General features: G+C 46.5%; 7 protein-coding genes. 1 reads left to right on the top strand and 6 read right to left on the bottom strand.

Annotation, left to right across the window (positions count from 1 at the left end; all coding sequences use genetic code 11):
* Window positions 1-222 precede the first annotated feature (222 nt).
* From FKX85_RS07955 to FKX85_RS07945, 3 genes are all read right to left on the bottom strand, one after another.
* Window positions 223-2,973 (bottom strand): alpha-d-galacturonidase, encoded by a 2,751-nt coding sequence (locus tag FKX85_RS07955; RefSeq protein ID WP_141614226.1) that lies wholly within the window; start codon window positions 2,971-2,973, stop codon window positions 223-225.
* A gap of 203 nt (window positions 2,974-3,176) precedes the next feature.
* Complete coding sequence (locus FKX85_RS07950) at window positions 3,177-4,097, bottom strand: sugar phosphate isomerase/epimerase family protein (protein ID WP_141614225.1); 921 nt, start codon at window positions 4,095-4,097, stop codon at window positions 3,177-3,179.
* A gap of 118 nt (window positions 4,098-4,215) precedes the next feature.
* On the bottom strand, window positions 4,216-5,355 hold the full coding sequence (locus FKX85_RS07945) for a sialidase family protein (RefSeq protein WP_141614224.1): 1,140 nt from the start codon (window positions 5,353-5,355) through the stop codon (window positions 4,216-4,218).
* 383 nt (window positions 5,356-5,738) lie between these two features.
* Here FKX85_RS07945 and FKX85_RS21885 point away from each other — a divergent pair, with 383 nt between their 5' ends.
* A complete protein-coding gene (locus FKX85_RS21885) occupies window positions 5,739-6,029 on the top strand; it encodes a GxxExxY protein (protein WP_210416917.1) in 291 nt (96 codons plus the stop codon).
* 79 nt (window positions 6,030-6,108) lie between these two features.
* On the opposite strand, the gene FKX85_RS07935 is transcribed toward FKX85_RS21885, so the two are convergent.
* The 3 genes from FKX85_RS07935 to FKX85_RS07925 form a co-directional block, all read right to left on the bottom strand.
* Entirely contained in the window at window positions 6,109-8,088 is a 1,980-nt protein-coding gene (locus FKX85_RS07935; RefSeq protein ID WP_141614223.1) for an alpha-L-arabinofuranosidase C-terminal domain-containing protein, read from the bottom strand.
* 463 nt (window positions 8,089-8,551) lie between these two features.
* Window positions 8,552-9,868, bottom strand: a complete 1,317-nt coding sequence (locus FKX85_RS07930; RefSeq protein WP_141614222.1) for a rhamnogalacturonan acetylesterase — start codon at window positions 9,866-9,868, stop codon at window positions 8,552-8,554.
* A 279-nt stretch (window positions 9,869-10,147) separates the two neighbouring features.
* On the bottom strand, window positions 10,148-12,868 hold the full coding sequence (locus FKX85_RS07925; protein ID WP_141614221.1) for an exo-rhamnogalacturonan lyase family protein: 2,721 nt from the start codon (window positions 12,866-12,868) through the stop codon (window positions 10,148-10,150).
* Window positions 12,869-13,339 lie beyond the last annotated feature (471 nt).

The raw sequence follows: 13,339 nt of genomic DNA, 5'->3' as shown, positions 1-13,339 counted from the left end.
TCCTATCTCAAGTCTAGTTTATTGGTTATGACGAGGGCTGTGCCCAAGCAGGGACTCAATATTTCTTAGTACCGGGGCAGTGACCTGGCACAACTGCCTCTTAACGTTGTTCCGCCGTCTCTGACGCGGGTGCACAATGACTGAGTCTCCCGACTCAACCTTATATTTTTGCTATCTGCATTTTTCCTTTACTCTTTTCTCCTATCTCAAGTCCAGTATCTTCTAATAAAATACCCAGTCCACTGCCACTTTCTGCTCATCATCTATCAGCCCTACATCCCTTGAAGTAATTTCCTGACCGGCATCGATCGCCCCTAGAAAAAGCACTTTCCCATCTTCCAGGGTCAATGTATTTTCACCTGCTTCAAATTCATAAGTATGGACATTCACTGGTGGCAAACCTTCAATTTGCAGGGCATTGGCCAGCTGGACTTCCGCTTCTCCGCGCATATTGCCCATGGCATTGGTTTCCAGTGTCGGCGGTGTCAAAAAGTGTTTGTCTCCAGTGTTGAAATACCCCAATACCAATTTTATCGGCTGATCATTGCTGAACTCCAGGGTGATACCTTCTTCGTCCAGTTTTTCTGAAGACAGCATCCATCCCTTGAGGTTTTTGAGTTCATCGGCCAGCTGAATGATTTTGCCAGGATCGTCTGTAAACACCTTCTGGCTTTCGTTCACCGAAAACCGGGCAGCATCCAAGCCTAAGTCCACATCCACTGTTTTCCATGGAGCCACATTCATGTCCGGCCGCTGTCCGTCCTCGGAGTTCTTCAGTAAAGCAATATTTCTCTTGAAACTGGCCAACTCTTTTTCATAGTGCGGAAGCAGCTCAGTCCAGTGTTTGTTGTTGCCTTCATCTCCTCCTATCGGAATCCTCCGCATGGATGTTTGCATGCTATTGGCATAGAGGTAGGCATCTTTCGTCAGCTCCACCAAGTCCCTGAAATGGGCTACACTTTTCTCCAAGTGGGGCAAAGCCTCTTCCAGATCTGCTACATCGCCGGAATACTTAAACTCCAATACCTCCATGGCGGCCTTTACCTTTTCGGAGAAAAATTGGGCAAACACGTTATAGCTATGGACATCATTCCGCAACCGCGCAAATTCCTCTTCATTGGCTTTTACAGAAGGAGCAGCAGCGTCAATGGCCTCCACCGCCTTGCGACCGTGCGCTACCACTTCCTCTATGAGCTGCGGCGGGATCTCTCCTTCATGTGGCGTTCCGTTTTGCTCCTTTTCGGCGTATTCGATCAGGATTTCTCCCAATGGCCCACAGGAAGAATGGAAGCCGGGATAGACACGCCATTTGTACGGATTGACCAACTGGCTGCCAAACATCCCCAACAGCAAGGTCTGGCGGTTGCCTTCGGTAATGCCAAATTTCCTTAATAACTTAGGTGCTATTTCACCCGTTTCTTCATAGGCGGTCAAGATCTGGCGACCGGCCTCTTTACCGCCATCATACTCTTCTCCAAGCACTTCACTCCAATAGGCAATTTCCTCTTCCCGGTCTCTCCTGCCGTCCCAGGCATAGCGTCCCCAAGCCTTATACCACATCCAATCTCTGTCAATCTGTAGCAAGCGCTCCCCGCTTTTGGTCTTATCCGCCGTATAAGGCCAGTCCCAATAGGAGGCCTGCGGATAGAGGTGGAGCGCATTGGCGCCATGGGTATCGTGCATGGCCTGAATACTTTTTTGGATAAAATCCGGTGAACCGTAACGGAATGGTTCCAAATTAGCCAAAATGTGCACGTTTGAAATATGAATATTACCTTTTGAACTGAGGCTACGGTGGATTTCGGTCCAGGGGCCCCTTGGCTCGTAAGTCGTCAGGGATTCACCGTTGTACTTATGGGTGGTATAAAGATTTTTGTAAAGCGGCAATGCCTTCTCCATCACCAAAGGGGCATTGGTATCGTGGGCCCTCAAAATGATCGGTGGCTCATCGGTCCGTCCCAATGCCTGCAACCCATCCTTTACGCCGGGGATGATCGTTTCAGTAAACCATTGCACATCGTTTTCTTCTCCTGACATGGCTTCCCCTAAGGCGACCAAAAGGCCTACATTGGGGTATTTTTCAATAAAAGCGGCAATGGACTTCTGGGTGTAATCTGCAATATACGGAATGATCGGGCGACTGCGGTCCTGGGTCTCGATGCCATAGTGTTCTGCAAAAGGCTTGGACACGATGATGTTATAAAACATCTGGATCACCCAAATCCCACGCTTATCAGCTTCCTCCGTGATAAAACGAAACATTTCCTCGTTTTTCTTGAAGGTTTCGTCATCCACTTCCACGGCAAATGGATAATCCTCCAACCTCACCAGTGAGGCGAAAGGATGACCATTCCATAGGTAGAGAGAGTTCATGCGGTTTTCCACCAGCATGTCCAAATAATCTATCCAATGCTCCTTATCATAAAACCAAGGGAAATTTTCCGGTGTGTACGGATATTCATACACACCCCTTCCTGGTAAATAGGAAGTCTTTTGTAAACCGATACAAGCTCCGCGAAGCACCATCTCCGGTCCATCCGTAAGCTGTTGCTGAAAATCAATTTCACCTGTCTCCTTAAGCTGATCGCCCAGCTCATCGGCACCATACAGCGTCCCAGAAGGATCTACCCCTTCTACCAGAAGGACATTCCCATCTGCATTACTGATCTGAAAAGCCTCTTTTTCAGCAAGTTCTTCTTGAGGAGCATTCCACGAGTACTCCTGCTTCCACTGAGTCAGAGCAGGATCATTCTGTTCACCGATGACAATGGTTTTCCCTTTGGAATCAGCACTACCAAGCTTCTCCAGCTGTACGGTGTAGGCGCCAGAAGCTTCCAGTGTCTTGATCAGCTTTTCGGCTCCAAAATTCGTCCTATTAGATGCATTTTCGGAAATGAGAATGGTGATTTGCTCCTTTTGCTGCTGACAGGCAACAATTAAAAGCAAGAGTAGAATGGGAGTCAATAATTTCATTTCGGTTAGTTTTTGGGTAATTGTAAGGGGGGAGAAATCCTCCTTAATGATAGTTCCTGATATAAGATCAGGAACAGCATCGTAAGTTTTCAGGTCGATTACGTCATACTAAGTTAGTATCGGGAACGAAGCAATCTTTTCCCCGGTACACAAGATTACCTCATTACGCTTCTCTCCATTTCCAATGACGGATAAAGTAAATGTCAATCTTGAAATACTGACTTCATATAGGCTACATTACCACCGTAATTCGCGCGGACATTGTGGACATCATCTGTATCCCGGGACCGTTCGATGATCAGCCAGCCGGACCAGCCCATCTTGTCCAGGGTTTTCTTGATGGCCGGCATATCCAGCGCAGGATCGTTTTCGATCAGTTCCCCATCGGTATTGGAGCAATGGATCTGGGCAATGTTATCTGCACCCAATGTTTTCAGTTCACTCGGAATATCTTTCCCGTTCTTAATGGCATTGGCGAAGTTATAAGAGATTTTCACCCCCGGAGAATCCACTTCTTTCAGCAATGTTACCTCCCCAGCCGCATCCAGAGCAGTTTCTACTGCAATGACACCACCGATTTCTTGTGCTTTGGCACCAGCCATTTTCAGCCTTTCCACAATGGCCGGACGAAGCTCAGGATGCTTTACCAGGTCTCCCTGTACTCCTAACGGCAAATAGGCTACTTTTACGCCCATTCCTTCCATGGTGTCCACGGTATCTTGCACCATAAGGGGTACAGTGGGACGCTCCGCAAAAGACTGGGCATAAAAGCCGGACATTGCGATAGAACTGATCCCTACCCCTTGCTTTTTGGCTTCTTCCAAAAACTGCCTCCTCACTGCTGGATCGCCCAACTTACTGTCAAACGTATCCCGATTGCCCAGACCACCCATGTCCAGCTCAATACCATCGGCATTGATTTCATTGGCCAAAGCAAAAGCACTGAGTTTTTGGCGTTTCAGAATCATCCAGTCACAGACCGCTATTTTGTACCGCACTTTCCCCGTCCCTGCCATTCCACGACTGGAAGAACAGGCAGAAAGTGCTTGACCTGACAAAATCCCCGAACCAATGACGGCCAGGGATTTGATGAAATTTCTTCTATTATTGGATGTGGTGTTCACAACTTAAAATTGGTTAATTGGAATATTTGAAAATTGAAAGATTATAAATCAAGCAGTCCCCAGCTACAAAAGACCATCTACTTTGTAGCGCTTACTTGCGCCTTGCTACTGGATGCTTTTACTCCGTAGCCGCTTCCTCCATTGTGGTGTTCTCTTTTGGAAGTTTTGGCCATTGGCCATCTTTGATGGGTAAAGACGTCATTTTGCTGGGATCGATTTTTACGTATTTGATCCGCTCACGTCTCCATGTGTACACAATGTGCACCATTCCATCGGACGACTGAATGATGGAAGGATAAGAGTATTGACTGATTTCAGAATCTTCCAGGATCAAGGATGCATTCCAGTGGATACCATCTTCTGATATGGAAACATTAAGGGGAGTTCTCGGTCCTTTAGCCTTTTCACCTGGAGGAAGCACGTGATTATACACTAAAAGGTGACGACCATCTTCCAAGGTCACTGCATCCGTTCCTGAATTGTTATTGGGTAAATTGGACTTCTCCATTGGTGTCCAGGTCTCTCCATAGTCTTCAGACCAAGAGGTCCCTATCGCCCTGTTGCGTGTTCTGGCTAAAACCTGAAGCTTTCCACTACCATGGTCCAGCACACTGGGCTGGATGGCATTGATATCGTCCTCACCACGGGCAATGGGTCCTACATTTTCCCAGGTCTTGCCAAAGTCCGAAGTCACTTCAAAATGGATATTCCAGCCATCTCCTTCGGTGCTCGAAGGAGCAATCAAGTCACCATTATCCAATAACACAGGCTTGTTCTTCACTGGCCCTATGGCACTGTCAGGAAGTACTTTAGGTTCAGACCATGTATGGCCTCCATCAATAGAAGTGATCAGCATACCCCACCACTTGGAAGGATGGGGACCTACTTTGTAGTACAGTTGAAGCACTCCATCCGGCACCTGATAAAGCACTGGGTTCCAAGTGGGATAGCGCAAAGTGTCATTGACCACACCATTGGCGACTTCCACGGATTCGGTCCACTTACCGTCTTTCCTGTGGCTGACCCAGATGCCTACATCAGGGTTCCTTTCATGGGTGCCACCAAACCAAGCAGCCACCAATCCATCCGGTGTCTCCGCGATAGTAGACGCATGACAAGATGGGTAAGGTGCTTCTTCATAGATAAATTCATCCACGACGATCCCATCCCTCCAAGTCTCTTTTTGCTTTTCCCCCGCACAGGAAAACACTATCGGCAAACAGGATAAGCAGTATATCCAAAGGTATTTCTTATTCATGATATGTATTAATTTTGGGTTACTTGTCCAACAAAAACCACTGGGGATCCCCAGTATCACGAACAAGTTAGATAGAACGGGACAAGCTGCTATCCTGTACCTTCCCGTCAAAGTCCACGGATTACACGGATGTATTGGCACGGAAAGCTTGTGCTTGGTAATTAGTAATGTCACACAGGAAGGTCTATCAAGTAACTGAAACTGCTCATCAATGCAAGTCGAAATCCACTGGTTACCCGTATTTGCATATTTTTTATATTTTTAGATGTGATAATTTTTCACAAGACTTAATTAAGTGAATAGATGAAACTACTTTACCAATCAAATACATATGAAATAATAGGAGCTGCTATGGATGTACATAAAGAGCTTGGCAATGGTTTTTGGAAGCTGTATACCAAGAAGCACTGCATTTAGAATTGCTAAACAGAAAAATCCCTTTAAAAGCTCAAGAATCTCTAAAAATACGACACAACGGGTCGGTTTTATCGAAGTTCTACATCGCTGACTTTGTATGCTTTAATAAGATAATCGTAGAAATAAAAGCACTTACTGAGTTGTCCTCAGATCATGATGCCCAAGTCTTGAACTACTTAAAAGTGACTGGCTTTAAACTCGGACTCCTGATTAATTTTGGTCAAAGATCATTAGAGGTAAAACGAATTGTACTTTAAAAATGTCCACGAATTTCATCGATTCACATTGATTTTTTTTCTACATCAGTGCTAATCAGTGAAATCCGTGGACTTATTATTACTTATCCAATTTCACTTTTCCGACGTTCACTGACTGGCCTTTGAGTTCCAGTTCGATGGTTTTCTTGGTGACTTCGAATGCCTTTGTTTTTGGGCTGACAGCCATTGGATTATCCAGGGAATTATAGGCTTCCAGATCATCATTGGCCATTTCCAGAAGGCTTCCTTCTCCATTGCCTTTGTATTTTCCATCCAGCTCAATGGTGATTTTTTTAGCTTCAGGAGAAGTATTGACCACTTTAAAGATCAATTCATTGGTGCTTTCGTCGATTGTAGCGGAAGCATACAGACTGCCTTCTCCTGCCAAGCTCTTACCATCCGCGGTGATGGACACCACTGCTGTTCCTGGATTGGTAGAGAACAGCTTTTGAACGTGATAGTTGGTCGTTCCATAAGAACGTAAATTATCAAACCAGATCATATCCGGATTCCACTGCCAGCCGTCCACATGGGCGAAAAGCGGTGCATAGGAGGCCAAGCGTACAATGTCGGCATTTCGCTCCAGTCCAGTCATGAAGGCCGCTTCCGACAAAGCAGCTTCCCAGTTATTGCGCTTAAAGTCTTCGCTTACCGTGGTACTGTGCGCAGCATATTCACCGGCAAAGACTTTCGGGCCGTTACGGTCATAATCATCGTATCTTCTGGCATTTTCGCGGAACCAGGATGGTGGCCTATAGTAGTGTTCATCCACCAATTCGGCATCCATTTTTTTCAGTTCTCCCCATAAGTATTCAAATTCACGCCCATCTGGGAAAGGACCTGAGGTAGACACGATCGTTATTTCCGGATAGGCCGCTTGGATGGCTTTTTCAAACACCTTGGCCCTTTCGATGTACTGCGGTCCCCAGTTTTCGTTTCCTACCCCTATATATTTCAGATCAAATGGCTCAGGATGTCCCATTTCAGCTCTTTTGGCTCCCCACTTACTATCCACCGGGCCATTGGCAAATTCAATCAAGTCCAGAGCGTCATTAACATATTGGTCAAGGGCACCGATCGGTACTTGTTCCCCGGTATTAAATTGGCAAGCCAATCCGCAGCTTAGGATAGGAAGAGGCTCTGCTCCGATATCTTCTGAAAGTTGAAAATATTCAAAAAACCCGATACCAAAAGACTGATAATAATCCGGTGTGGTACGGTGGGCAAACTCGATATTCCAACGGTTTTTCATCACTTCCCGGTCTTCCATCTCGCCGATGGTCTTCTTCCACTGGTAGCGGTTTTCCAGGTCAAAACCTTCTACGATACATCCTCCCGGAAAACGTAAAAAACCAGGATTCATATCTGCCAATAGCTGTACCAGGTCTTTTCTCAAGCCTCTCTTTCGGCCCTTCCAGGTGTCTTCGGGAAACATACTGATCATGTCCACATCCAGCTCCCCCTCACCTTCCAACAAAAACTGAAAGTTCACACCATCCAGCGTTTTGTCCGCTGTCACCACAATTTCATATTCGGCCCACTCATCGGTAAATCCACTGACGGAGCCTTTTCCGATCAACTCTTCTTTATCCAAAAATTTGGCTGTCACTTTTAGGTTTTCCCCTTTGGCCACTTTGGCAATAAAGGTAAGTGTATATTGCAAACCTTCTTTCACTGCCATGCCACGGAAGCCTTCATTGTGCATCCCGAAGTTTCCTTCACTGTTTAGCCGCTGCATGCGCAGGTATTTATCGTTGGCTCCTTCAGCATCGTGATTGCGGTTAAATACATAGCCTTTGGCACCTTGATCTTCCACTCTTCTCCAGCCCATCATGGGATTCTCAAACTCAAAGGAGTAGTTTTTGATCATTTCGGCATAAAGGCCACCATCAGCGGCAAAGTTGATATCCTCAAAAAACAGTCCCCACATGTCCGGGGAAATATCAGCAGTCTTTTCATTGAGGTTTACCTCTAAAACGGTAGGTTCATTTTGAGCCTGGGTAACGAATGGCAATAATGACATGGCCATCCCAAGCATCAGGGGTTTAAATTTGTTCATGGGTTTAGGTTATAATTAGATCTAAATTTAAAATCTGCTGCCTCTACTTGAGACTAATAGAGCTCAATATAAGAAAAAATAATTAAATGTTTTTTGTACACTTAAAATAGATGTGAAATTTTAGATGATAGACTTGTGACAGAATCCACTTATGTTCCTCCCCGCTGCGGCGGGGGAGGAACAATTTATCTCTTGTACATCCCTGATTATAGTTGACCGGATGAATTATTAGATTTCATTGTCAAACATAGTAATAACTGGTCCATCCCCAGATGGAATTTTAGACCAATTTCTTTCAAGCTCTTCCGGACTTTTGCTCATTTTTGCTATAACGAGAGCTGTGACCAAACATGACGAATTGTGCTTGTCTGCTCCAATCTACCCCACCTAACTTCCCCTGCAAGGGGAGGGACAAATTGTCTCACATCTCATATCTCACTACTTGATACTTACATCTTGCCACTCAATTGCCGTCTGGCTTGATTACCGATACCTTTGGACTTAGTGGCCAGTAAAAATCCTCGAAGGTCGGTGGATTGGACGGATCATAGGATGGGGCATCTTTTCTAAGGTAATTTTTCAGCTTTAGATCAGTTTGCTTCAGTCCTTCCACTACACAGCTGGCCAGTTGGTAAGCGCCATAAGTGCTGAAGTGGGTATTGTCGGCAAAATCTTCCGTCTGCCCTTCAAAAGTCCCTGCCGGAAAATGCACAAAGGCTTTTTTGGAGGCTTCCACTCCCCAGGCTTCGTACAGGGTCTTGCTCATGGCATTCAGGTCGATCAAAGCCATACCATCTTCTTTGGCCAACTGCCGCATGGCTTCGGGATAGTCATCAAGTGTATTGATGATCCTTCCATTCTCGTCAAATCTTCTTCTATGCATCGAGGTTACCAAAACAGGAATGCCCCCCTTTGCCCTAGCGGCCGCAGCATATTCACGAATCATTTCCTGATAGGATGTAAAAGGCTCCACGTGACTGCCACCCGGCTTCTGGTCGTTATGGGCAAATTCGATAAACAGGTAATCCCCCGGCTTCATCAAGCTGAGCACATTCTCCAATCTTCTCGCCCCTTTAAAGGCCTTTAGCGTCTCACCTGATTCGGCGTGGTTCGCAATCACCACCTTGCCCGGTTTAAAAAAGGCCGGGAACATCTGTCCCCATGCCGCCCAGGGTTCGTTCGCCTGATCCACTACGGTGCTGTTTCCGGCCAAAAAAACAGTTGATGCTTTGGTGTTGGGCTTAATTTTGACAGCAGCCACTTTGGGCGCATCTCCGTTGAATTCAATGGTCAGCTGGTGGTCCCAATGAAAATAGGCCAGTTCGCGTGACTTTAGCTTGACTTTTTTATCGGTACCGGCAATTTCAGGATACCGAACATGCACCGAAAACAGCTCTTTTACCTGTTCTCCTATTTTGGTATCTGTCTTTTCTAGCATCAATCGGCGATTCTCCACACGAATGGTCGTGGATGAAGTCCCCTCCTTATCCCCCAAAATCACCTCTACATCATAATTGCCCTCTGGTACATCTACGGTAAAGAAGAATGGTTCATCGCTGGAGATCAGATCTCCTCTAAGCGCACTTCCTTTTCTGTCCACCGACTCTGGCTGTCTGCCCTCCAAAAAGCCGAAACCTCTTTCCGCGTTGTACTTCATATCGGGGAGCACCTGTTCATAGCCATTAGCCACCGGACCATTGCCAAAATCAAATCTGTAGGTCTGGGCTGTCAGGTTTGTAAATAATAAAAGAGATGCTGCCAAAAAGAGTAAACTACGCATGGTCGGTCTATTGTTTTTGATGAAATTCAGCGAAAACTAAGGATTTATGCACAAATAACTGTATGCTGCTGTGAGGGTGGGGTTTAACAAGGCAGTACGAGTCATGAAGTACAATGCAGTATGTGGTATTTAGTAAGGCTGCACTGGACAGTTATGGCTCCCGATAAAGCTGGAGACAACGGACAAGGTCAGGTCCATCTCTCTGGACTTGGACCTGACCTGCCTTAATAATCCAACCAACCTTTTTAAACATTTCAAACGTTCTCACCTTCCAACCTCCTACTCCTCCAAATAACTTCCTACCAACCCTAAACACTGGATTGCAGCCAGTCCCCATTGAGCGGTGGCATTGGTAGAGATGTGGCCTTCTTCCACGGGATGGAGTATTTCCGCACCTTCGACCTGATATATTTCGGGTTTCTCAAAACGATATCCAGCAGCACCGCCAAAAAACTCCCTCCAGGCCCTTGCGGCCAGCTGGGCATCATTCTTTTGCTGGGCAGCATAAGCGGTGAGACGACTGTGTCCCTGTCCAAGGTTAAGTCCCCCGAGGCTGTTGCCCAGCACCTTCTCCTGCTCCTCACCAGAGGCATTGTACAGCTCACAATATTGTAGCCAAGCGGTCTTGAAGGCTGGCATATCAATATTTTCGACCAACTCGGCACAAATTTCCATTAAGCCAAAAACAGCACTCAAATGCGATGCTGTTGCCCGCTGTCGGTCTTGTATCTCAAATTTACCCGTACGCAAATCCAAGCGGCTACCACCCGTAAAGAAGCCTTTTGGCTGTGCCGCGATGGTACGCATGCTGTTCATAAGCTTCGTTTTAATCTTATCATCGCCTGTACGCTCCCACTCCGTAAGCCAAGCAGCCGCAATCGCACTGTAATCCGTGCCAAATCCGGCGTAAACATGGTTGGGATCATCATCGGTTTCCCACAAGGATTTGCTGCTTACTTTTCTGGTAGGCGGGATCTCCTTGAGTGTGGCCACGGCATTGATTTGCTCCTTCATCAGGTCTCCTACACGCTCATCGGCCGTGAGGTAGTAGTAAAAACGCCTATTGGCGGCTGTGGAAATCCGAAGCTGCTTGGCACTACAACCCCAGTGCATCACATTATGCCGGCTTCCCAGTGGTGCAAACTTGCCCAAATGATGCACGTCCACTTCTCCGGTGTGCCGGGTCATGGCTTCTGCCATTCGAAATACATCCGACCTGCCTGTTCTCAAAAAATAATACCAAAGCCAAAGATCGGTCGAAAGCTCCGAATTGTCCCAGGCAAATCCGCCCACATCATAGCGCCAGGTGTGGCGGTCATAATCATAGCTGTGCATCACATCACCATAATCCCAGAAGCCATACCATCGGTGATCATCTACCTGACCCTTATAAAATTCAAAGTAATCATTGAGGTATTCTTCAATCTTTGCTTTCTTCGTTGAGCTTTGATCTGGCAGATCCCATATCTTACCAAAAACACCCATCTGATGGAGATATTCAGGCGATGCTACCAGTTGTGGTGGGGTTTCCACCCCATTGGCCAAGGCGTTGAATGCTTCATGGCTTGGCGTTTTCTCCATTACCCAAAGTTGCATTTCGCTCGTTCTGGCCACGCCTTTAGCCGTACCAAATCCGGGCTCATAATCTTCATAGGTAATGTTCAGCGCATCCAGCTGCTTCTCGTAGGTATCTTGGCCCATGCCATCATGGTAAAAGCGCAAATCCATGGCCGGTGCATCCGGCGCCCAAAGCCACATGGTCACTTCGACATTTTCTGTTTGGGCATTTCTGATGTCGAGCTGGGCAGGATAGCTCTGCCAAAAGTTTCGGATACCAAAAGCCACTCCGCCTGCGGGGCCACCGACATAGCCCGTTCCCCTGCTGCGGTCGCCAAAGCCCGATTTCAGCCAAGCATGACCTGATGCTGTCCGTTTTCTAATGGCAAAAGCATCCGAACTGGTTTGTGACAGGGTATAATCTCCAAAGGCAGGAATATAATGCAAGCGGGAACGGACACTCTCCGGAAATGTCGATTGGGGAGGAGTCTTTTTCCCTTGGACCTGCGCTTCCCTGACTGCTTCTCCTGCATCTCTCCGCAGTCCGGTCAGTCCGCGGACAGCTTCGCCAAAAACCCCTTCTCCTTTTCCCGCAAACCGGATATGACGATCATATAATTCATCCTCCATGGGCACATCAAAACGTAGCCCCAGGCCTTTGATAAAATCCTTTTCCTCCTCACCGTCAAATACAATGGTGTGCATGGTGCGAATGGATGCCCCTCCGGCATAAAAGTAAAACCGGATTACAAATGGCAGCCAGGCGTCCTCACCCGGAGCTGCATGCTTCCCTTCCAACTTAACCACTGCTCTTACTGGTCCATTTTGCTCTACGGTCACCTGGTAGATTTCACCTTCAAAAAGTGAAGTGCTGATGCTTGCCTTTTCTCCCAAAATCCCATCTTGCTTCATCAATACCAGGCGGCCATTTTTGAGGCCTTCCCGGCCATTTCTCCGGATACTTTTCAGCAGGTTTGGGCCTTTTTTATCGATCTGACACTGCATTATTCCTGTGTCGATTTTGATCATATCAGCCGTTTCTTCCACCTTTACTTCCTTACTGGGCCTTATACCCTTTCCTGGCATCAGTTTCCAATCACTGCCCATTTCATCCGCTTGGGGAATGGCATGCCCGGCCCACTTGATAGAGCCATCCGGCCAGAAAGCCAATGGCCAGCTTTGGACAGGTATTTGTTTTCCAGCACTATTTGTCAGTAGAAACTCACTTTGCTTTAACTGCCCTTTTGGCCAGGGCACCCCCATCGTCACTCCTCCAAATTGCGCGTTGCCAGGGTTTTCAAGCCACGCAAGTTCAACGGGTTCAAGGGGCATGCTTTCTTGATCTTCAAACGCAGAAGCCAAGTGTGGAGCCATATAAAGTCCACCAGAAAGCACGGCAGATTGCTTAACAAAATTTCTTCTCGAAAGGGAGTAGTTTTTCATCGTTATGGGTTAAAGGGTTTTATTGTAATATTGAAAGATTGGGAATTTGAAAATTGGTATATTTAAAGATTGATTATATAGTTGTGCACAATTGCGCCAATGATAAAATAGTCGAAAAGGAAGTCCACGAATTACACAAATTTTTTATCGATATTTTATGAATATTTACCATTCATTAAATCTAATAGAAGAGAAAATACTCAGCATTGACTCATATTATTAACCTGCGTTTCGACTTATAATCAGCATCAAAAACGTCCCCGAAAGTATCGGGACAGGCTATTGCGAACCCTTTTCTGATGCACGCCCTCTAAGCCCTGCTTGGCTCCAGACAGGCCTGTTTGACACCAGACAGGCCTGTTTGACACCAGACAGGCCCGCAGTGACGGTTTTATAATCAAACTGAGGTTATTGCAAATCCCGATTAGCATTATGCTTCTTTACTCTTTTATCTTTACTCCTTTTTCTCAT

Source organism: Echinicola soli (genome assembly GCF_006575665.1).
Classification (GTDB): domain Bacteria; phylum Bacteroidota; class Bacteroidia; order Cytophagales; family Cyclobacteriaceae; genus Echinicola; species Echinicola soli.
This window is presented reverse-complemented; position numbering and strand designations above follow the sequence as displayed.